General features: G+C 62.2%; 22 protein-coding genes. 14 read left to right on the top strand and 8 right to left on the bottom strand.

The features are described 5' to 3' along the window. The first annotated feature begins 152 nt into the window (after positions 1-152). The 6 genes from IC609_RS16080 (at position 153) to IC609_RS06910 (ending at position 4,374) form a co-directional block, all read left to right on the top strand. Entirely contained in the window at positions 153-614 is a 462-nt protein-coding gene (locus IC609_RS16080) for an MFS transporter (RefSeq protein ID WP_225224014.1), read from the top strand. A 12-nt stretch (positions 615-626) separates the two neighbouring features. Continuing rightward, entirely contained in the window at positions 627-1,349 is a 723-nt protein-coding gene (locus tag IC609_RS16075; protein ID WP_225224013.1) for an MFS transporter, read from the top strand. A gap of 91 nt (positions 1,350-1,440) precedes the next feature. Beyond that, complete coding sequence (locus IC609_RS06925) at positions 1,441-2,442, top strand: Bug family tripartite tricarboxylate transporter substrate binding protein (RefSeq protein ID WP_191818674.1); 1,002 nt, start codon at positions 1,441-1,443, stop codon at positions 2,440-2,442. A 158-nt stretch (positions 2,443-2,600) separates the two neighbouring features. After that, positions 2,601-3,434, top strand: coding sequence for an endonuclease (locus tag IC609_RS06920; RefSeq protein ID WP_225224012.1), 834 nt, complete (start codon positions 2,601-2,603; stop codon positions 3,432-3,434). 41 nt (positions 3,435-3,475) lie between these two features. Continuing rightward, positions 3,476-3,796 carry a 4a-hydroxytetrahydrobiopterin dehydratase gene (locus IC609_RS06915; protein WP_191818672.1) on the top strand — a complete coding sequence of 107 codons (321 nt, stop codon included), beginning with the start codon at positions 3,476-3,478 and terminating at the stop codon, positions 3,794-3,796. Beyond that, positions 3,793-4,374 (top strand): histidine phosphatase family protein, encoded by a 582-nt coding sequence (locus tag IC609_RS06910; RefSeq protein WP_333473650.1) that lies wholly within the window; start codon positions 3,793-3,795, stop codon positions 4,372-4,374. Before IC609_RS06915 ends, IC609_RS06910 begins: the two co-directional genes overlap by 4 nt. Here IC609_RS06910 and IC609_RS06905 read toward each other — a convergent pair. Both IC609_RS06905 and IC609_RS06900 read right to left on the bottom strand, forming a co-directional pair. Further along, entirely contained in the window at positions 4,368-4,553 is a 186-nt protein-coding gene (locus tag IC609_RS06905) for a hypothetical protein (protein ID WP_191818956.1), read from the bottom strand. The two genes, IC609_RS06910 and IC609_RS06905, sit on opposite strands and share 7 nt — an antisense overlap. 25 nt (positions 4,554-4,578) lie before the next feature. Beyond that, the gene (locus IC609_RS06900; RefSeq protein ID WP_191818671.1) at positions 4,579-4,866 is read right to left on the bottom strand and encodes a TIGR03643 family protein; all 288 of its coding nucleotides are present in this window, start codon (positions 4,864-4,866) and stop codon (positions 4,579-4,581) included. 171 nt (positions 4,867-5,037) lie between these two features. On the opposite strand from IC609_RS06900, the gene IC609_RS06895 reads away from it, so the two are divergent. Further along, complete coding sequence (locus IC609_RS06895) at positions 5,038-5,406, top strand: DUF2237 family protein (protein ID WP_191818670.1); 369 nt, start codon at positions 5,038-5,040, stop codon at positions 5,404-5,406. Between the two features lie 173 nt (positions 5,407-5,579). On the opposite strand, the gene IC609_RS06890 is transcribed toward IC609_RS06895, so the two are convergent. The 4 genes from IC609_RS06890 to IC609_RS06875 form a co-directional block, all read right to left on the bottom strand. Next, entirely contained in the window at positions 5,580-6,851 is a 1,272-nt protein-coding gene (locus IC609_RS06890) for a Y-family DNA polymerase (protein WP_191818669.1), read from the bottom strand. A 9-nt stretch (positions 6,852-6,860) separates the two neighbouring features. Beyond that, a complete protein-coding gene (locus IC609_RS06885) occupies positions 6,861-7,268 on the bottom strand; it encodes a LexA family protein (protein ID WP_191818940.1) in 408 nt (135 codons plus the stop codon). Between the two features lie 104 nt (positions 7,269-7,372). Further along, positions 7,373-8,008, bottom strand: coding sequence for an SOS response-associated peptidase (locus IC609_RS06880; RefSeq protein ID WP_191818668.1), 636 nt, complete (start codon positions 8,006-8,008; stop codon positions 7,373-7,375). Between the two features lie 265 nt (positions 8,009-8,273). Further along, positions 8,274-9,884: an AAA family ATPase gene (locus IC609_RS06875; RefSeq protein WP_191818667.1), complete on the bottom strand. Its 1,611-nt coding sequence runs from the start codon at positions 9,882-9,884 to the stop codon at positions 8,274-8,276. A 279-nt stretch (positions 9,885-10,163) separates the two neighbouring features. On the opposite strand from IC609_RS06875, the gene IC609_RS06870 reads away from it, so the two are divergent. The 7 genes from IC609_RS06870 to IC609_RS06840 all read left to right on the top strand — a co-directional run bounded on the left by IC609_RS06870 (position 10,164) and on the right by IC609_RS06840 (position 17,319). Further along, on the top strand, positions 10,164-11,135 hold the full coding sequence (locus tag IC609_RS06870; RefSeq protein ID WP_225224011.1) for a Bug family tripartite tricarboxylate transporter substrate binding protein: 972 nt from the start codon (positions 10,164-10,166) through the stop codon (positions 11,133-11,135). A 4-nt stretch (positions 11,136-11,139) separates the two neighbouring features. Next, on the top strand, positions 11,140-12,051 hold the full coding sequence (gene ltnD, locus IC609_RS06865; RefSeq protein ID WP_191818666.1) for an L-threonate dehydrogenase: 912 nt from the start codon (positions 11,140-11,142) through the stop codon (positions 12,049-12,051). After that, positions 12,048-13,313 carry a 3-oxo-tetronate kinase gene (gene otnK, locus IC609_RS06860; protein ID WP_191818665.1) on the top strand — a complete coding sequence of 422 codons (1,266 nt, stop codon included), beginning with the start codon at positions 12,048-12,050 and terminating at the stop codon, positions 13,311-13,313. The genes ltnD and otnK overlap by 4 nt, the downstream gene beginning before the upstream one ends. Before the next feature lie 114 nt (positions 13,314-13,427). Next, the gene (locus IC609_RS06855; RefSeq protein WP_191818664.1) at positions 13,428-14,087 is read left to right on the top strand and encodes a class II aldolase/adducin family protein; all 660 of its coding nucleotides are present in this window, start codon (positions 13,428-13,430) and stop codon (positions 14,085-14,087) included. Between the two features lie 57 nt (positions 14,088-14,144). Next, entirely contained in the window at positions 14,145-14,978 is an 834-nt protein-coding gene (otnI, locus tag IC609_RS06850; RefSeq protein WP_191818663.1) for a 2-oxo-tetronate isomerase, read from the top strand. A 20-nt stretch (positions 14,979-14,998) separates the two neighbouring features. Next, the gene (locus tag IC609_RS06845; protein WP_191818662.1) at positions 14,999-16,468 is read left to right on the top strand and encodes a M20 family metallopeptidase; all 1,470 of its coding nucleotides are present in this window, start codon (positions 14,999-15,001) and stop codon (positions 16,466-16,468) included. Beyond that, entirely contained in the window at positions 16,465-17,319 is an 855-nt protein-coding gene (locus tag IC609_RS06840) for an alpha/beta hydrolase (RefSeq protein ID WP_191818661.1), read from the top strand. The genes IC609_RS06845 and IC609_RS06840 overlap by 4 nt, the downstream gene beginning before the upstream one ends. Here IC609_RS06840 and IC609_RS06835 read toward each other — a convergent pair. Both IC609_RS06835 and IC609_RS06830 read right to left on the bottom strand, forming a co-directional pair. Beyond that, positions 17,300-18,463, bottom strand: coding sequence for an MFS transporter (locus IC609_RS06835; RefSeq protein WP_191818660.1), 1,164 nt, complete (start codon positions 18,461-18,463; stop codon positions 17,300-17,302). The genes IC609_RS06840 and IC609_RS06835 overlap by 20 nt on opposite strands. A gap of 68 nt (positions 18,464-18,531) precedes the next feature. After that, positions 18,532-19,797: a glutamate carboxypeptidase gene (locus IC609_RS06830; RefSeq protein ID WP_191818659.1), complete on the bottom strand. Its 1,266-nt coding sequence runs from the start codon at positions 19,795-19,797 to the stop codon at positions 18,532-18,534.

Genomic DNA, 19,797 nt, shown 5'->3' with positions numbered 1-19,797 from the left:
ATTATCGTTTAAAAGTGTTTTAATTGAATTAAGATTGAAACTTTAATACCAAATAACAGAAAACACCCTGACACGGCCTCACCACCGGACACCCGAGCATTACCGCATCCAAGACCGTGAATACAACCCCGCAGTCCATGACGCCCACCCGAATGGCGTCGGTTTTTTTGGCCTTGGCGTTCGCGCACTTCTTTTCCACCCTGATCCGGGCCATCACGGCCACGCTGGCACCCACATTGAGCGCTGAGCTGGGCTTGCACGCCCACGACCTGGGTTTGCTGGGCAGCGGTTATTTCTTCGGTTTTGCCCTGATGCAAATCCCGCTCGGGTCCTGGCTCGATCGGCACGGGCCCCGCACGGTGCTGCTCATCTTGCTGGCTCTGGCGGTGATCGGGTGCGTGGGCTTTGCCGTGGCAGACAGCTTCACCGGCTTGCTGCTTGCCCGCGTGCTGTGCGGCGCAGGGGTCAGCGCCTGCCTGATGGGTGCACTGACCGGCTACCGCAACTGGTTCGACACCAACGATCAACTGAGGGCCAACGCCTGGATGCTGATGGTCGGCTCGGTCGGCATGCTGTTTGCCACCTTGCCAGTTCAGTGGCTGGTGACCTCCTAGGGGTGGCGTCAGTTGTTCACGGCAATAGCGGCCAGCCTGCTGCTGGTCATGGTGTGCATCTACGCTTGCCTGCCGCCATGGACAGCCACACAAAGGCATGTGACAACCAAAGCGAGCTACCTGAGCATCTGGAAAAACCGCAAATTCTGGCGAGTGGCACCGCTGGGATTTTTTGGTTTTGGTGGGTTGGTCGCCATCCAGACGCTGTGGGCATCGCCCTGGATGGTGGAGGTGGGTGGCTGGACCCCTGCGGAATCGGCGGCTGGCCTCTTCAGCATCAACCTGACCATGCTGCTGAGTTTCTGGATCTGGGGCTGGATCACGCCCGAGCTGCACCGCCATGGTGTCACTGTCGAACGCTTGATCACCTGGGGCACCCCCAGCACCCACCTCACCATGGCGTGGCTGGTGCTTCAAGGCCCCTCCACACCGTCATGGATTCCCGTCATGCTGACCCTGTTTTGCGTCTGCAGCACCTTCGTGTCCATGAGCCAGTCGTTGATCGGCCTGTCATTTCCTGCGCAATTGGCGGGCAGGGCCTTGTCTTCCTACAACCTGGTCATCTTCACTGGCGTCTTCACCATCCAAGGGTCCATCGGTTACTGCATCGACACCCTCCAGGACCATGGCTTCTCGCTCGTCAGCGCGTACCAATGGACATTTGGCACTCTGGGCGTCTGCTCCTTCGCGTCGTGGCTGTTTTTTCTGGCCTGGGCACCGCGTGAGCGCCAGTAACGCACCAAAGACTCACCAATGACGTACAAGCCGGCCGCCATGAACCGGCACGCCATGCGGCAAAATGCTCCCCTTACACAGGAGCCCTGACATGCCGACAACCCACCCTGCACTCACCCGCCGAGATTGGCTGACCCACACCGCGGTCACGGGCCTGGCCATGGGCACCGGGCTGGCACAGGCCCAAAGCACCTGGCCGAGCAAACCGCTGCGTCTGGTGGTGCCCTTTGCACCAGGTGGCAGCTCCGAGATCGTGGCGCGCGCCGTGGCGGGCGAGATGGCCAAAAGCCTGGGGCAGAACGTGTTCGTCGACAACAAACCCGGGGCTGCGGGCAACATCGCCATGCAGGAAGTCGCCCATTCGAGCGACGAGCACACCCTCATCCTGGGCCACATCGGCACGCTGGCCGTGAACCCCTACATCTTCCCCAAGCTGGCCTACGACGCGAACAAGGACTTCGTGCCCATCACGCTCGTGTCCAAAGTGCCCAGCCTGTACGTCGTGCACCCCGACTTGCCGGTGAAAAACCTCAAGGAGTTTGTCGCCTACGCCAAAGCGCGCCCCGGGCAGCTGAACTATGGCTCGGCAGGCAACGGCAGCGCAGGCCACCTCGCGTTCGAGTACCTGAAGATGGCGACCGACACCTTCATGCTGCACGTCCCTTACCGGGGCACGGGTCCGATGCTGACCGACCTGATGGCAGGGCGCCTGCAAGCGGCCGCCGTGGGCGCTCCGGCCCTGCTGCAATTCATCAAGGCGGGCCGCCTGCGCTGCATTGCCACAGGCACCAGCACGCGCCTGCCCCAGTTGCCCGACGTGCCCACTGTGGCCGAGCAGGGTTACAAAGGCTTCGAGATGACGCAGTGGTATGGCCTGATGGCCCCCAGCAGCTGGCCCAAAGCCCACATTGATCGGCTCGAAGCCGAAGCCATCAAAGCCGCACGCGGCAAGGTGGTGGCCGACAAGCTCAGCCAGGACACGGCGCTGGCCGTGGGCAACACACGCGCCGAGTTCGATGCCTTCATCAAGCAAGAGCAGGCGCGCTGGAAACCGGTGATTGCCCGCGCCAAGATCCAACCCGAAGGGATTTGAGGGACCTGCGCCCGTGCATTGGCCTCGCGGGCTGCGGCCACCACGTCTTGCGAGACGATGGTCTTGCCCACAGGTGCCCATGCGATGCCCGTGAGCTGGAGGCCGAACGGGATGCCAATGCGGGTGACACAGCAGGCACGGCCCCTATGATCCGAGCCATGGGCCATGCGCAACTCACGTCCTTGCCACACCAGATCGACCCCGACGCGCTGGCGGCCTTGCCACGCACATCCGGGGTGTACATCTTCCAAGGTGAAGGCACCTTGCCCCTGTACATCGGCAAGAGCGTCGACATCCGCAGTCGCGTGCTGGCGCACCTGAGGACCCAGGACGAAGCCGAGATGCTGGCGCGGTCGCGCCGGGTTGACTTCATCGAAACAGCGGGCGAGATCGGGGCACTGTTGCTGGAGGCGCGCTTGATCAAACAACAAAGCCCGCTCTACAACATCCGCCTGAGGCGACTGCGCAAACTCTGCTCGATCGCGCTGCCGCCCGGCCCAGGCGGGACGCTGCGCTTTGTCACGGACAAAGACGTGACCATCGGCCAAACCGCCGGGCTTTTTGGTCTCTTCAGCTCGGTGCACGCAGCGCAAAGCAAGCTGCGCGAGCTGGCCGATCAGCACCGCCTGTGTCTGGGCTTGCTGGGACTGGAAAAACTCGGTCAGCGCGGCTGCTTTGGCCTGCAGGTCAAAACCTGCCTTGGCGCCTGCGTGGGCCGCGAGGACAGATCGGTCCACGACCAGCGGCTGCTGAACGCCCTGCAAGACATGCAGGTCCATGCCTGGCCTTTTGCAGGGGCCGTGGACCTGATCGAGCAAAACGGCGACTGGCAGCAACGGCACCGCATCCACCACTGGCGTCACCTGGGCACCTGGTGCTCACGCACCCAGGCATTCGAGCCCCACGCGCAGCAGGGTTTTGACCTCGACACCTACAAGATTCTGGTCAAACCCGTCATGATGAACACCGCATTGCTGCAAGCAGTGCCCTGACCCGATGGGCAGGACTGAGTCCCCCACACACCCTGCACCCCATGCAAGACACGCGACTGAGCAGCCCGGCCCTTGACGACGCCGTGGCCCGTCTGGACGGCTGGACACTGGCCGCAGACCACGGCCACATCGCCCGATCATGGACCTTTGACAGCTTCGCCACGGCCATGGCGTTTTGGAGCCAAGTGGCCGCGCTGGCCGAGCAGCATGATCACCACCCGGAATGTTTGTCGCTGTACACCCACATCCGCCTTCGCTTGTGGACACACGATGCGGGCGGTTTGACGCACAAAGACGTGGCCTTGGCCAAAGACATCGATGCGCTGATCCTTGGCGAATTTTCAAACAAGCTGAAATCGTGAATCCACTCATCCACATCCAAAAACTGACCCTGTGCGCCATGTGGCTGCTGGCCTCGGTCTGGGCACAAGCGGGCGATCTGGCCCAGAAACTCCAGTCGGCTGACCATGTGCTGCTGATGCGGCACACCCTCGCACCGGGCGTGGGCGATCCCGACAACTACACCCTGGCCGACTGCAAGACGCAACGCAACCTCAGCGCCGAAGGACGCCAACAGGCCACCACCATTGGCCAGTGGCTCAGAAAGCAAGGGATCGGCCAGGCCGAGGTCTACAGCAGCCCCTGGTGCCGCTGCAAGGACACGGCCGCACTGTTGAAATTCACGGACTGGCGGGTAGAGCCTTCACTGGCGTCGTTCTTTGATGACATGCGCCAAGCCCCAGCCAGCACGCGGGCACTGCAGGGTTTCATCGCGGAAAAAACCAAGACCAAGGGCCACAAGGCGCTCATCCTGGTGACCCACCATGTCAACATTTTTGAATTCGCCGGAGAAAACATCGCCTCCGGTGACATGGTGCTGGCCAAGGTCAATGCCCAGGGCCAAATGGTCTCTTACCAGCTCATCCCACGGCCTCACTGAGCCGGGTCATCGGCGCCTGCAGACAGCGCGTTGTGCTCGGCCTGACCCTCAGGGTGGGCCGCCTGCGCCGGCTTGGGAAAGCACATTTTTTCGCCATCCCATTGCTGGCCACACCAGCAAAATCCATCGGCATTGATGATGCAGGTTCCCGTACCGCAGCAGCGAATGTCATCGGTCATCGAACACTCCTCAAGACGTTGAATTTCAGACGTTGGCACGGCGGTGGTCGGCCACAGCGTGGTCCCCGAATTTCATGTCCGGGCTGCGCAGTGCCCGGTGCTTGGTGACCCGGCCTCGCGTGCGTTGACGCCACATTCTGAAAGAACTGGGCCGCAACTCGGCGCGCATGAGGCGGACCACCTCGGGATCGCTCAGGCCCGTGCGCTCCCGGATGGTCTCGAACGTGGTCCGGTCTTCCCAGGCCATCTGGATCACGGCCGAGATGTCGCCCGCCGTCAGGTGTGCAAGGCGGTCAAGGGGGTCTTTGTTCATGGGCTGGGCAGGTCGCAAAATCCGTCAATGGCCCAAGGTTAACCGAGCATCCAAAATCGGGTGTGCCCGGTTTGAAAGACACTTCTCAAGCTGTGCCATGACTGGCCCGCCTGTGCTGCGTGCGGTTTGTCACAACGCTTTTCACCGGGACCCTTTCAGAATCCAAAAACCATGAGCCAAGATGCTTTGAATGTGCTGGGGACGCCGCTGGTGCCCTGCTCCTACGACCCGCTGACCGGTTATTACCGCGATGGCTGCTGCAACACGGACGCGCACGACCACGGCAGCCACGTGGTGTGCGCCAAAGTGACGGCGGCATTTCTGGCGTTTTCGCGGCAAAGGGGCAACGACCTGGTCACGCCGATCCCCGAATACCGATTTGCGGGCCTCAAACCCGGGGACCGCTGGTGCCTGTGCGCCCGCCGCTGGAAAGAAGCGCTCGATGCCGGCGTGGCGCCCCCCGTGGTGCTGGCCTCCACACACATCAAAGCCCTCGAATTCGTGACCCTGGCCGAGCTGCAAGCACACGCGCAGGGCTGAAAGCCTTGGATGCTTGCAGGCTACCAGCAAATACGTTGTTGATTTTGTTGAGCTCCTGGTCTTGAGGCGTGTTCGTGGATGCACTCAAGGCTCATCCAACTTTGCAGTTGGATCGAATCAGGTCTTTCAAGTCTTGTTTAACCGTTGTTCGCCTGAGACGGCTGGTTTGGCTTTCACACACGCGGCACTTCATCCCATGACGTTGTGTAGTTCGGCGACCTTCGCTCCTGCCGCATCTGCCAGTCCTTGAACGCTCCCTGCGTTGACACCTTCACAGTGCCGCGGCCGTAGCGCTGGTTGAGCGAGTCCAAGGCCAGCATCAATCTGGAGTTGCTCGTGGTCTCTGGCTCCAGCAAATCACCTTGCCGGTGCGTGATAGGGCTGATCTCGCTGAGCATGATCCCGGCCTTCTTGTATTGGTACTCGGACTTGAACATGCGCTCGCACAGGTAGCTCGCCCAGCGGTTGACCTCCAGACTGTCGTTGGTGGCGTACGGCAGTGGCACCGCCAAGCTGGGCATGTACTGCGGCAAGTCCTTCCGGAATCTATTGGTTTGCAGGAACACCTGAATGACAGCTGCATGGCTGTCTTGCGCACGCAGCTTGGCGCAGGCATTGGCCACAAAGGTGGACAGCGCATCCTGCAGCACGGTCAGTTCCGTCACCATGCTCCCGAATGACCGGCTGGAGATGATCTGCTGGCGGTCGGGCTGGATTTCCTGCAACTCGATGCACGCAACCTCTTGCAGTTCGCGCTGGATCTTCTCCATCACCACGCCGAACTCAGCCCGCAGTGTGGGTACATGGGCATGCCGCAAATCGTGTGCGGTGCGCACGCCATGCGCTGCGAGCTTTTGCGTGAGCTTTCGGCCCACTCCCCAGACTTCCTCCACGGGTATGCGCTGCAGCAGTCGGGTTTTCTGGTCCTCGTTGAGAGCGTTGTAATTGAACACACCACGCGAGCGGGGGTGCTTCTTGGCCACATGGTTGGCCAGCTTGGCCAGCGTCTTGGTCGGGCCCATGCCCACGCACACGGGAATGCCGCTCCACTTCGTTACCCGTTCACGCATGGCGTAGCTCACCTCGCGCAGTTTGGGGATACCTGTCAGGTCCACAAAGCATTCGTCAATCGAATACACCTCGTGCCGTGGTGCAAACTGGCTCAGGATGTTCATGACCCGGTTCGAGAGGTCAGCATACAGCGCGTAGTTGCTGCTCATGGCCAGGATGCCGTGCTCTTCGGCCAATGCTTTGCACTCGAACCACGGCTGACCCATGCGGATACCCAGGGCCTTGGCCTCGTTGGAGCGGGACACCACGCAGCCGTCGTTGTTGGAGAGCACCACCATGGGCACTCGCCTGAGGTCAGGCCGGAACACCCGCTCGCAGCTCACATAGAAGTTGTTGCAATCGACCAGCGCCAATTGCTGCACCGCTGTGCCCATGCGCTGCCCTCAATAGAGCTTGTGCAGGTTGTAGGTCACCACGCCCCACACATCGAAGTCTTCCCCGTCCTTGACGGTGATGGTGGGGTAGATCTTGTTTTCTGGGACGAGCTTGATGACGCCACCGCGTTTGTGCAGACGTTTGACTGTGAAGTCGTTGTTGAGCACCGCCAGCACGATGTTGCCGTGCCGGGGCTCGATGGATCGGTCGATCAGCAGGGCATCACCGTCATAGATGCCCGCATCGATCATGGAGTCACCCTTGACCTTGAAGATGAAAGTCGCATCGCCATTGCGGATCAGATGTTCGTTGAGGTCAATGCGCTTGCGGGTGTGGTCGGCTGCCGGAGACGCAAAGCCGGCCGGCACCTTCCAGCCGCAGACCTCCAGCCAGACCTTTTGGTCTGGTACCAACATGGGCACTGGGGTGGAAACAGGCAGTGTGTGCATGCCTTTAATATACTGTATGTATATACAGTACTTTAAGACCTCCAAACCCGATCTAGAGGCGAACTTTCGGATCAGGCCCGAGGTGCAGGCATGGCCACCAGCTCGGGCATGTGCTGCCAATGCATCAGTTCGGCCGCCTGGGCGATGCCTGCACTCAGCCAGGCGTCATGCAGTTCGGGGGCCATGATGACGGGGGTGCGTTTTTCATCGCCGGGCTTATGAAACTGGTTCATCACCGGGTGTTCATCGGCATTGACCGTGAGCATCGAAAAGCTCACCACCCGCTCGCCAGATGCTGGGTCGGTCCAACGGTCCCACAGGCAGGCGATGCCAAACGGGTCGCCACTGGCCAATGCAATTTTCCAGCGCACCGCCTTGCCGGACGCGTAACTGGGTTCGTAGAAGTTATCCACCAGCACCAAGCCATATTGGCGCTGTCGCCATGCAGTGCGGTAGCTGGGCTTCTCGGCAGCGGTCTCGCTGCGGGCGTTGTAGGTGTGGCGACTGATCCTGTCGTCCTTGGCCCATGCGGGGATCAGACCAAACCGTGCGAGCCCGCACGCCACCCGACCCGTCTGATGGCTCTTGACCACGATGGGCGAAGCAAAGCCTGGGTACGACTCTTCAGGATAGCCTGCAGGCAAGTCAACGCCGAGCTTTTCCTTGACCCACTGGGCGCGTTGGGTTGGGGTGAAATTGGTGCACACCCAGGAAAGTTTATCGCCAGCCTTGGTTGCGCCGCAGGCCAAACGATCGTTTTGTGACGTTGATGGATCTTTACTTGCCAAACGGACATCAACTGCGAACAGTGCTCAACCGGTTGCTGTGACAAAGTGGATGACTGAAATGCAGCGATTGCTGACCTTGGAAAAGTTCATGTGGCTAACTATGTCCAACCAAGAACGGCCAATCGAACGCTTCGGTCCGACGCCATAAAGCAGCCGCTCACGTCACTCGTACGTATTGGATAAATTATTCCATCAGTTCGCCACTTAGACGTCCAAACATGGAACGGACAAACGTCAGAGCCTCAGTGTCATCCATTAATAGCTTTCGAACCGCGGACTCGTACTGCTCGCGTCCTTGAAAACCGAGTTTCTTAGAAATTTCACTGAGTGCAGGTGTTTCCCGAATGGGGTATCTTTCGATCACAGCCTGCAGCTCTTTCCGCTCTAAGAAGCCGTTCAGAGTGGAAAGCTCGGTCTCGACTGCTGTTCGAACATCGATGGTCACCGATATCGGATTACCGGATGCAATGTCCTTGCTCGTCGGGAAGTGCCGCTCCAACTCGTCGCGGAGAGCGTGCTCGACCACCCTCTCGGAGAGACGGCGTGCATGAGGACGTAACGCTGCACTCGCACGTTCGGTCGCTTCAGCGACCAGCGAAGTTGCATCCGATCCAGTAACTGCAGCATGACGAGCAGCTACAAGAGACTGTATCTTTGGATGGTAGTAAATCGACTCGACCGAGAAAACTGGCAACGCATACACGCCCTGCTCTCGAAGTTGATCGACTTCGGAAGAGGATCTTCGGTCGTTATCAATTAGTCCGAAGACTCGCAGCCAATGCAGTGAGGCTGCTCCCCTCACACCGTTTACGGCATGAATGACCTCACGGCAACTTGTCTTTGGAACAACCGAAGCGTTAGGAAAGACCAGCGCGTATAGAGACGCATCCAGACTATGAGACTCACCTTCGACAAACAACACAAGTCTCCGCGCTCCAAGGATGTCACGCTTGAGAGATTCGTCAACGTGCTCAGCGCTGTCAAGCAAATCAACGTCCCATCCACTCACGACGTTTCCGGAGTATGTGCATCCCCGCACAAGCAGCGTCTTTGCTGTTGGATTATCTAGTGGCAGCATAACATCATGTGTAGACACTACAAATGCGCAGTCTGGACGCTTTGAAAAAAGTAGCGTCAGAAGCGGGGAGATGATCGACCGATGCAGATGGCGTTCTGGCTCATCTATTAGGAGAAGCGTTCCAGGCGGTACTGTCAGCACGCTCGCTGCGATCAGCAACGCATTACGCTCTCCGTCCGAAAGCTCCGCAACGCTGTAAGTTGGACTTCCGCACCTGCTAGCCAGAACTTGCTCGTTTTGATGAATCGAAACTTCTATGGAGATGTTCGATAGGCGCAAAAGTTCATTGATGACTTTTAGAGGTGCATCCTTGAGTGAGAGGTCTTTTGCCAAATCAATTTGACCTTTGTCGACTGCCCCGGCGATTGATCTCGCGCGTACGTTCTCAGCATCGATCAGGTCATAAATGGCGATGCTGGCGCGCTGAGCAGAATAGTCGTCCTTCCAACGTGCCTGTGGGCTTGTGTCGATGCCCTTGATGGTTGACTCTGTTTGCCTCTTCTGCTCTGGCGAAAGCGTGATTGCGTTCGATGAGAACCAAGTTTGACGGTGCGCCGAGATTCGACGTGAGTTCGCGTGATGCGCGCTGTAGAACTGATGCATCAGACTTGACTTACCTGTCCCATTCGCGCCGACCAAGAATAGGACTTGACCCTTATCGAGTTGGATAGTGAGCCCTGATCCAGCAGGGGTTGGAATCGTGGTTACAAATGCCATACAGTCTGCGCCTCCGCTAAATGGCATGATTTTGAATGATGCCTGACCCACTTTCTTGCGTAATCACGTTTGGGATGGAACCGAAGGCTGTGCAGTCTGACATGAACTGTTGGAGATGATAGGAGTCTGCCCCTCAGCCGTTCAAAGCCAAGGTCCGCTTCCAGCCTGGACCCGTCTTTGACCGTGCCTGACAGCACCCCATCCATTGGGTATTCACCCCAATGCGGAACCGGCAAATAATTTGTATGATGACCTGATCAATTTACATCAGGAGTCCCCATGAACCGACGAACTTTGTGGGTCACGCTGGGTGCAGTGGCGACCACGATGGGCCTCGCTTTGCCAGCAGCCGCCCAGACATGGCCGACTCGCCCGATCAAGCTGGTGGTGCCTTTCCCGCCGGGTGGGCTGATCGACAACATGGCGCGGCTGGTCGCGCCCAAACTGGCGCAGGAGCTGGGCCAGCCGATCGTGATCGACAACAAGGCCGGCGCGGGCGGCAACCTGGGTGCAGGCGAAGCCTCGCGGGCCGCCCCCGATGGCTACACGCTGCTGATGGCCTCGCCCCCGCTGACGATCAACCCGGCGCTCTACAAGAAGTTGCCTTACGAGCCCAAGCAGATCGTGCCCATTGGCCTGCTGGGCCGTGTGCCCAATGTGCTGGTGGTGAACCCGGCCTCGGGCATCCAGTCTCTGGCGGACCTGACTGCCCGGGTCAAGGCGCGGCCAGGCCAGCTCAATTACGCCTCCAACGGGCAGGGCACCTCGCTGCACCTGAGCGCCGAGCTGTACAAAAGCCAGGCGGGCGTGTTCGTCACGCACATCCCTTACCGGGGCGCCGCAGCGGGCCTGACCGCCGTGATGGCCGACGAGGTGAGCTTCATGTTCGACAACCTGCCGTCTGCACTCGGCCTGATCAACGGTGGCAAGCTCAAGGCGCTGGCCGTGACCACGCCGCAGCGCAGCAGTGCCTTGCCGGGCGTGCCCACCATGGAAGAAGCGGGACTCAAGGGTTACCAGGTCTTTGCCTGGTTTGGCCTGGCCGCACCTGCAGGCCTGCCTGCGGCCGTGCAACAGAAATTGGAGCAGTCGCTCGAACGCGTGGCGCAGCAGCCCGAGGTCAAAGCAGCCATGCAAAAGGCCGGGGCCGAGCCCACCTGGGTCAACGCGCAAGGCATGGCCAGCTTCATGCAGGCCGACACCGCGCAATGGAAAAAAGTGGCGGACTACGCCCGCATCTCACTGGAGTAAACACATGAGCACCGTTGGTTTGATCGGTTTGGGGGCCATGGGCTCGGGCATGGCGCAGTCTTTGCGCCGCGCCGGGCACAGCGTGCAGGTGTTCGATGTGCGCCGCGAGGTGGCGCAAGCCTTTGTTGCCGAAGGCGGCGTGGCGCACGACACCTTGGCGTCGCTCGGCGCAGCGTGTGACGTGGTTGTGTCGGTGGTGGTCAATGCCGCGCAGACCGAGAGCGTGCTGTTTGGCGACGGCACCACACCCGATGGCATGTCCGGTTGTGCGGCCAGCATGAAGCCCGGCAGCGTGTTCGTGATGTGCTCCACCGTGGACCCGAACTGGTCGGTTGCGCTCGAAGCACGGCTCGAAGCCATGGGCCTGCGTTACATCGACGCACCCATCTCGGGCGGCGCGGCCAAAGCGGCCTCAGGCCAAATGACCATGATGACGGCGGGCAAGCCAGATGCCTATGCGCTGGCCGAACCGTTTTTAAACGCCATGGCCGCCAAGGTCTACAAGCTGGGCGACAGCGCGGGCGCGGGCAGCAAGGTCAAGATCATCAACCAGTTGCTGGCGGGTGTGCACATTGCCGCAGCGGCCGAAGCCATGGCCCTGGGTTTGCGCGAAGGTGTGGACGCAGCGGCACTCTACGAAGTCATCACGAACAGCGCAGGCAACAGCTGGATGTTTGAAAACCGCATGGCCCATGTGCTCGCGGCCGACTACACACCGCTGTCGGCCGTGGACATTTTTGTGAAGGATCTGGGCATCGTGCTCGACGTGGCGCGGGCCAGCAAATTCCCGCTGCCGCTGTCCAGTACCGCGCACCAGATGTTCATGCAGGCCAGCACGGCGGGCTTTGCCAAGGAAGACGACAGCGCCGTGATCAAGATCTTCCCGGGCATTGAACTGCCGAAAGGCAAGGCATGACCATCCAACTCGGTTGCATTGCCGACGACTTCACCGGCGCCACGGACCTCGCCAACAACCTGGTGCGCTCGGGCATGCGGGTGGTGCAGACGATCGGTGTGCCCACGTCCCCGCTGGCCGCTGATGTTCATGCCGTGGTGGTGGCGCTCAAGTCGCGCACCATCCCTGCGGCCGAGGCCATGGCGCAATCGCTTGACGCTTTGAAGTGGCTGCAGGCACAAGGTGCACAGCAGATTTATTTCAAATACTGCTCGACCTTTGACAGCACACCCGAGGGCAACATCGGCCCGGTGACCGAGGCGCTGATGGACGCGTTGAAGACGGACTTCACCATCGCCACCCCGGCGTTCCCCGATAACGGCCGCACCGTGTTCAAGGGTTACCTGTTCGCGGGCCATGTGTTGCTCAACGAGTCGGGCATGCAAAACCACCCACTCACACCGATGACCGATGCGAACTTGGTGCGCGTGATGCAGGCGCAAACGAAACGCAAGGTGGGCTTGATCGACTACAAAACGGTGGCGCAGGGCGAAGGCGCCATCCGTGAACGCATCGCAGCGCTGCGCACCGAAGGCGTGGGCGTGGCCGTGGTGGACGCAACCAGCAACGACGACCTGCATCGGCTCGGGCCTGCCTTGAAGGGCATGCCCCTGGTCACTGCAGGCTCGGGCGTGGCGATTGGCCTGCCCGCCAACTTTGGCCTCCAGCCTTCGCTGCAGGCCAGCCAGTTGCCTGCCGCCAAAGGGTCACGGGCGGTGGTATCGGGCAGTTGCTCTTTGGCCACCAACGCGCAGGTGGCGCACTTCAAAGCCAGTGGCCGACCTGCGCTGGCCATTGACCCCGCCAGCTTGATGAATGGCCAAAGTGACGCCGTGGTGCAGCAGGCGCTGGCCTGGGCCGCGCCGCTGCTCCAAGACGGTCCGGTCCTGGTGTACTCCACCGCCGAGCCCGAAGCCGTCAAAGCCGTGCAGGCGCAGCTGGGTGTGGCCGAGGCGGGTGCTTTGGTCGAGCACGCGCTGGCCGCCGTGGCCCGGGGCCTGGTGGGCCTGGGTGTGCAGCAGCTGGTGGTGGCCGGGGGCGAGACCTCGGGCGCTTGTGTGCAAGCGCTGGGCATCGCGCAGCTGCAGATCGGCCCGCAGATCGACCCGGGGGTGCCGTGGTGCCATGCGCCCGGCGACCACGGGGGTGTGCACATCACGCTCAAGTCGGGCAACTTCGGCACCGAAGACTTTTTCACCAAAGCCTTTGCCGCCTTGCCATGACCCATGCCCCCTGTAGGAGCGGCGCCACCGCCGCGAAGGCGCATCCGCAGCCCGCAGACATTCGCCCCGAGGGCGAGGCTCCTACAATGAATCCATGCCCTCTGGAGACCGCGCATGAATGAATCCCAGGCCCGCGAAGAAATCTGCCGTGTTGGCCGCAGCCTGTTCGAGCGCGGGTATGTGCACGCCACGGCGGGCAACATCAGCGTGCGGCTCGATGACGGCTTTCTCATCACGCCCACCGATGCGTGTCTGGGTTTTTTGGACCCGGCGCGCCTGGCCAGGCTGGACCTGCAAGGCCAGCAGGTCAGCGGCGACAAGGGCAGCAAGACCATCGCCCTGCATCGCCAGATTTACGCTGCCGCTTGTGAGACCGATGCCGACACGCGTTGCGTGATCCACACCCACAGCACGCACTGCGTGGCCCTGAGCCTGAACGCCCACGGGCCGGAGTTGCTGCCGCCCATCACGCCCTACTTTGTGATGAAGGTCGGCCATGTGCCGCTGGTGCGTTACCACCGCCCGGGCAGCCCCGAGGCCGCCAAAGAGGTGGCCGCCTTGATCCGCAGCCACGCCGCGCAAGGCACACCGATCCGCGCCGTGATGCTGCCGCGCCTGGGGCCCAATGTGTGGCACGACACGCCTGCAGCGGCCATGGCCACGCTCGAAGAACTCGAAGAGACCGCGCGGCTCATGCTGCTGCAACCCCACACCCCGCCGCTGCGCGCCACCGACCTGGACGAACTGCGCCAGAGCTTTGGTGCCCGTTGGTGACCTAGTAGGAGCGGCGCCCTCGCCGCGATTGAATCCATTGCACACCGAAAGAACCCCATGCCCCGCTTTGCCGCCAACCTCTCGATGATGTACCCCGATCTGCCGTTCCTGGACCGCTTTGACGCAGCGGCCAAGGACGGCTTCAAGGCGGTCGAATATTTGTTCCCCTATGCGTTTGCCAAAGCAGACATCGCGGCACGCCTGAAAGCCAATGGCCTGCAGCAGGTGCTGTTCAACACCCCACCCGGCGGCAGCGATGTGGCGGGCTTTGACGCAGCCTGGGCCGCAGGCCAGCGCGGCTCGGCCAGTGTGCCTGGGCGCGAGGCCGAGTTCCGTGCAGGCTTTGCGCAGGCGCTGGACTGGGCCGAGGTCCTGGCTTGTCCCCGCATCCACGCCATGGTGGGCCTGCGGGCCGAGGGCGCGAGCGCAGATATCGCAGATGCCACGCTGATCGGCAACCTGCAATGGGCCGCAGCCGAGGCCGCCAAGGCCGGGCGCGATGTGCTGGTCGAGCCGATCAACACCCGCAGCATCCCGGGCTTTCACCTCAACCGGCAAGACCATGCGCACCGCATCGTGCAGGCGGTGGGCGCAGCCAACGTGAAGGTGCAGATGGACCTGTTCCACTGCCAGATCGTCGAAGGCGACCTGAGCGCCAAGATCGCTCAATACCTGCCCACAGGCCGCGTGGGCCACATCCAGATCGCCGACGTGCCCGCGCGCCATGAACCCGGCACAGGCGAAATCAACTGGGCGCACATCTTCCAGACGATCGACCAGGTCAGCGCCGAATGCGGCTGGGATGGCTGGATCGGTTGTGAGTACAACCCGCTTGACACCACAGCAGGCGGGACTTCCCGTGGCCTGGCCTGGATGCAAAAATACCGTTGAACCGTTGACAGGAGCCCATGATGAACGCCCCTCTGCCCCGCAAAGCCCTCGACAGCGCCCAGGCCCTGAGCCACGTGACCCAAGCCTGGGACAGCACCATCCTGCCCGAGCTGAAAAAGTACATCGAGATCCCGGCCAAGTCACCCGCATTCGACGCCGACTGGGCCGCGCACGGCCACATCGAGACGGTGTTGCGCCATGCGGCCGACTGGGTGCTGGCGCAAAAGGTCGAAGGCCTCAAACTCGAAATCATCCGCCTGCCGGGCCGCACGCCGGTCATGTTCTTTGAAGTCGACGCCACGCGCAGCGCGGGCGAGGGCAGCGGCCAGACCGTGCTGATGTACGGCCACATGGACAAACAGCCTGAATTCAACGGCTGGCGCAACGACCTGGGCCCCTGGACCCCGGTGCTCGAAGACGGCAAGCTCTATGGCCGAGGCGGTGCCGACGACGGCTATGCGGTCTATGCCAGCATCGCGGCGGTGCAGGCCCTCAAGGCCCAAAAGACACCGCACCCGCGCATCGTCGGCCTGATCGAGACCTGCGAAGAGTCTGGGTCGTACGACCTGCTGCCCTATGTGGACGCGCTGCGCACGCGCCTGGGTGATGTGGGCCTGGTGATCTGTCTGGACAGCGGCGCGGGCAACTACGACCAGCTGTGGCTCACCACCAGCCTGCGCGGCATGGCCAGCGGCACACTCAAGGTGCAAATCCTGACCGAGGGCATCCACTCGGGCGACGCCTCGGGCCTGGTGCCGTCGAGTTTCCGCATCATGCGCCAGGTGCTCGACCGCCTCGAAGACAGCGCCACCGGCCGCCTGTTGCCCGCCAGCTTCCATTGCGAAGTGCCGCCCGAGCGGCTCGCGCAAGCCCAAGCCACGGCGGCCATTTTGGGCGAGGAGGTGTACAAGCGTTTCCCCTGGGCCCACTACGACTGTGGCGGCTCGACCACCTTTGCCTTGCCCACCACCACCGACCCGGTGCAGGCCCTGCTCAACCGCACCTGGACACCCACACTGAGTGTGACCGGGGCCGAGGGCTTCCCTTCACTCAAAGACGCGGGCAATGTGCTGCGGCCCTACACCGCCTTCAAGCTCAGCCTGCGCCTGCCTCCGCTGGTGGACGCGGCCCAAGCCGTGGCCGAGATGAAAGCCTTGCTGGAAGACAACGCACCGTATCAGGCCCAGGTGACGTTCGAATCCAACGGCGGCGCCACCGGCTGGAACGCACCCGACACCCTGCCCTGGTTTGAACAGGCGCTCAACGCTTCAAGCCAGGCGCACTTTGGTGCAGGGGTGGGCTACATCGGCCAGGGCGGCACGATCCCGCTCATGAACATGCTCAGCGCCGGTTTCCCCCAGGCGCAGATGATGGTGTGCGGTGTGCTGGGCCCCAAGAGCAACGCGCACGGACCGAACGAGTTTTTGCACGTGCCCTATGCCAAGAAGCTGACCGCGGCCGTGGCCGAGGTCATGGCGCGCATGCCATGACGGCAGCACGGGCACAGCCTGCGCGGTCTGACCTTGCGGGTGAAGCTGGCACTTTGGCCATGTATGACTGGCCTGTGCCAGAAGTACCGGCGCTCGGTACCGTGGTGCTGGTGCACGGCCTGGGCGAACACGCCGGAAGGTATGGCGAACTGGCAAGCCATTTGCGCGACTGGGGCTTCATCGTGCGTGCTTACGACCAGCAAGGCCACGGCCAGTCTGCAGGCGCGCGCGGCGACATGCTGCGCCCCGGCAGCCTGCAGGCCGATCTGGGCCATGTGATCGATGCCACACGGCAACGCCCATACAGCGCAGACCTGCCACTGGTGCTGCTGGGCCACAGCATGGGCGGCCTGGTGGTTGCTCGCGCCTTGGCCGAGCAACTGCGCTATGTGGATGCGGCGGTGCTGTCTTCGCCCGCACTTGGGGCCTCGCCCAACATCGTGCAAAAACTCTTGCTGGCCACCTTGCCCAAGCTGGCACCGCACCTGCGTGTGGACAACGGACTGAATGCGCAATTTGTGGCGCGCGATGCAGCCGCAGTACAGGCCTACCTGGCCGACCCGCTGGTGCACCGCCGCATCTCGGCCGGGCTGGCCGCATGGATCTTGCAAGAAGGCGCACGCACCCTCAGCCAGGCCGCCGACTGGGCCGTGCCCACTTTGCTGCTGTACGCGGGAGACGACCACCTGGTGCACGCCCCGGCCAGCGCCGAGTTCGCCCGATCAGCCCCTGAGGCACTGGTGCAGGCACACTGCTTTGAAGCGATGTACCACGAGATCTTCAACGACCCCGAGCGCGATCAGGTGCTGGCTGTGCTCAAGGCCTGGTTGCTCACGCGCTTTTCTGCTTGAGCGTGAGCCACACCAGCGCCACTGCGGTCAGGGCCACGGGCAGGGTGGAGCCGATGTTCAGCCAGGTCCAGCCCTGCGTGGTGACCAGGGCCCCCGAGGCGAACGAGGTGAAAGCCATGGTGGCGAACACCAGGAAATTGATGGCGGCCTGACCCCGGTCTTTTTCTTCGGGCGTCCAGGCCTTCATCGACAGCGTGGTGCTGCCCGTGAAGAGGAAATTCCAGCCCACACCCAACAAAAAAAGCGCCATCAGGAACTGGTGCAGGTCCACACCCGACAGCGCCACGGCGATGCACAGCACATTGAGCAGCACGCCCACGGCCATGATGGGCAATGTGCCGAACTTCTTGATCAGGTGCCCAGTGAAAAAGCCCGGCGCGAACATGCCGATCACGTGCCACTCCAGCACCAGTGCGGCATCACTGAAGGTGTAGCCACACACCTGCATGGCCAGCGGCGTGGCGGCCATGAGCAGGTTCATCACCCCGTAGCTGAGCGCGGCCGCTGCAGCCGACACGATGAACACCGGCTGGGCCATGATCTCGCGCAAAGGGCGACCACCCGATGTGCCCACCGCTTTGGGGGGCTCGGCCGGGAACCGAATAAATGCCATGAGCCCCATGGCCAGCAAGGCCACCGCCATCAGCGCCAGATAAGCGCCCATAAATGGGGTCTCGAACAGGCCCTTGGTGCGCGAAGCCAGGTTGGGGCCAACGATGGCACCGATCAGGCCCCCGGCCATCACCAACGAAACGGCTTTTTCCCGAAATGGTGCCGGTGCCAACTCGGCCGCGGCAAAACGGTAGAGCTGCCCATTGGCGCTGTAATACCCCGCGATGACGGTGGCCGACACCAGCAGCCAGAAGTTGTGGCTGAACGCCGCATACGCGGCCAAGAGGGCCGAGAGGAATGCCACCAACAAGCCCAACTGAAACGACACTTTGCGCCCCCAGCGTGACTGGCTTTTGGCCACCAGTCCGGTGGACAGGGCACCGCCCACCACATAGCCCATGACGGGCAAAGTCGCCATCCAGCCCAACGGGGCCAGGCTCAGGCCCACCAGGCCGTTGATGGCGATGAAGGTGACGTTGTTGGTGAGGAACAGGCCCTGGCACAGGGCGAGCAACAGGAGGTTGGCATTCATTCGGGCAGTGTACCTACCCAACGCGCCAGCCCCAGTCGCCCGTGTGCGCCGCAGCAGGGCAGCGAGCGTCAGGGTTGCTTGCCCAGGTCTTGCAGCAAACGTGCGGTCAGGTACAGGCGAGGCACGATGGAGTCGATCTCGATGTACTCGTCGCGCGCATGAAAGCCCCAACCGGCCAGACCCAGGCTTTCGAGCACCGCGGCCTTGCCCGAGCCACTGGCAAAGCCCGCGTCGGTGCCGCCGCCCGTGACAGGGTGGAAGAACAAGGGGCGGCCGTCGAGTTCGGCGTAAATGGCTCGGGCACGTTGGGCCAGGGCCATGCCGCGCTCACCCGCCACATAAGGTGGGCGGCCCACTTCGAGCTTGACGTGCACATGGGTGTCGGGCACACGGCGGCTTTCCTGCGTTTTGGCGACCAGGGCCGCTTGCAGTTTTTCGGCTGCATCGGGTTTGAGCAAACGCACATCGGCCGTGGCCACGGCGCTCTCGGGGATCTGGTTGCGCACCGAGCCCGCTTGGGCATAGGTCCAGTTGAGCTGGGCACCGGCGATGCCTTTGGCAATGCCTTCGGTGGCCAGCATCTGGTGCGACAACTCGATCAGTGCGTTGCGGCCCTCATCCGGCGCAGCGCCCGCGTGAGAGGCTTTGCCCTTGACTTCCATGGTGGCCATGGCGGTGCCCGCAGCGGCCAGCAAGACACCTTCGACTTTGGCCATGCTCTTGGCCGCCGTGGGCTCGTACGACAAGACCACATCGTGCTCGGCGGCCAGCGACTGGATCAAGGCGCCCGAGCCACCGGAGCCAATCTCCTCGTCGGGGTTGAACAAGACGGTGAGGGTGGCGAAGTCGTTCCAGCCTTGCGATTGGAGCACCGCCAGCGAATGCAGGATGACGGCGATGCCACCCTTGTCGTCGGCGATGCCGGGGCCATAGAGGCGGTTGCCGTCAAGCTTGTAGGGCTGCGTGGCCAGGATGCCGTCGGCATACACCGTGTCCATGTGCGCGATCAGCATGGCTTTGAGGCGCCCCTGGCCTTTGAGCACGCCCTTGACCATGACGCGCTCGCTGTTGCTGGTCTTGATGCGCTCGGTTTTGGCGCCCAAGGCGTCAAGGCGTGCTTGCGCAAAGTCGGCCACGCGCGCGATGCCTGCGATGTTGGCCGAGCCCGACTCGATCAACACCAGTTTGTGCAGGGTGTCAATGACCGCAGGTTGCGCCGCCTGCGCGGCGGCAAAGATGGCGTCATCGCGTTTTTGTGCCAAGGCGCCGAACGACAAAGACAGGGCCACGGCGGCCAGGCAGGGCGTCAAAAGGAACTTTTTCATGAGGTGCAT

The sequence above is a fragment of the Limnohabitans radicicola genome (genome assembly GCF_014837235.1).
In the GTDB taxonomy this organism is placed as follows: Bacteria; Pseudomonadota; Gammaproteobacteria; order Burkholderiales; family Burkholderiaceae_C; genus Limnohabitans_A; species Limnohabitans_A radicicola.
This window is presented reverse-complemented; position numbering and strand designations above follow the sequence as displayed.

Excerpts from the sequence above, each read along its gene's own strand:
- IC609_RS16080 (WP_225224014.1), top strand. The coding sequence starts at position 153 with ATGGCGTCGGTTTTTTTGGCCTTGGCGTTCGCGCACTTCTTTTCCACC.
- IC609_RS06925 (WP_191818674.1), top strand. The coding sequence starts at position 1,441 with ATGCCGACAACCCACCCTGCACTCACCCGCCGAGATTGGCTGACCCAC.
- IC609_RS06920 (WP_225224012.1), top strand. The coding sequence starts at position 2,601 with ATGGGCCATGCGCAACTCACGTCCTTGCCACACCAGATCGACCCCGAC.
- IC609_RS06915 (WP_191818672.1), top strand. The coding sequence starts at position 3,476 with ATGCAAGACACGCGACTGAGCAGCCCGGCCCTTGACGACGCCGTGGCC.
- IC609_RS06905 (WP_191818956.1), bottom strand. The coding sequence starts at position 4,553 with ATGACCGATGACATTCGCTGCTGCGGTACGGGAACCTGCATCATCAAT.
- IC609_RS06900 (WP_191818671.1), bottom strand. The coding sequence starts at position 4,866 with ATGAACAAAGACCCCCTTGACCGCCTTGCACACCTGACGGCGGGCGAC.
- IC609_RS06895 (WP_191818670.1), top strand. The coding sequence starts at position 5,038 with ATGAGCCAAGATGCTTTGAATGTGCTGGGGACGCCGCTGGTGCCCTGC.
- IC609_RS06890 (WP_191818669.1), bottom strand. The coding sequence starts at position 6,851 with ATGGGCACAGCGGTGCAGCAATTGGCGCTGGTCGATTGCAACAACTTC.
- IC609_RS06885 (WP_191818940.1), bottom strand. The coding sequence starts at position 7,268 with ATGTTGGTACCAGACCAAAAGGTCTGGCTGGAGGTCTGCGGCTGGAAG.
- IC609_RS06875 (WP_191818667.1), bottom strand. The coding sequence starts at position 9,884 with ATGGCATTTGTAACCACGATTCCAACCCCTGCTGGATCAGGGCTCACT.
- IC609_RS06870 (WP_225224011.1), top strand. The coding sequence starts at position 10,164 with ATGAACCGACGAACTTTGTGGGTCACGCTGGGTGCAGTGGCGACCACG.
- ltnD (WP_191818666.1), top strand. The coding sequence starts at position 11,140 with ATGAGCACCGTTGGTTTGATCGGTTTGGGGGCCATGGGCTCGGGCATG.
- otnK (WP_191818665.1), top strand. The coding sequence starts at position 12,048 with ATGACCATCCAACTCGGTTGCATTGCCGACGACTTCACCGGCGCCACG.
- IC609_RS06855 (WP_191818664.1), top strand. The coding sequence starts at position 13,428 with ATGAATGAATCCCAGGCCCGCGAAGAAATCTGCCGTGTTGGCCGCAGC.
- otnI (WP_191818663.1), top strand. The coding sequence starts at position 14,145 with ATGCCCCGCTTTGCCGCCAACCTCTCGATGATGTACCCCGATCTGCCG.
- IC609_RS06845 (WP_191818662.1), top strand. The coding sequence starts at position 14,999 with ATGAACGCCCCTCTGCCCCGCAAAGCCCTCGACAGCGCCCAGGCCCTG.
- IC609_RS06840 (WP_191818661.1), top strand. The coding sequence starts at position 16,465 with ATGACGGCAGCACGGGCACAGCCTGCGCGGTCTGACCTTGCGGGTGAA.
- IC609_RS06835 (WP_191818660.1), bottom strand. The coding sequence starts at position 18,463 with ATGAATGCCAACCTCCTGTTGCTCGCCCTGTGCCAGGGCCTGTTCCTC.
- IC609_RS06830 (WP_191818659.1), bottom strand. The coding sequence starts at position 19,797 with ATGCACCTCATGAAAAAGTTCCTTTTGACGCCCTGCCTGGCCGCCGTG.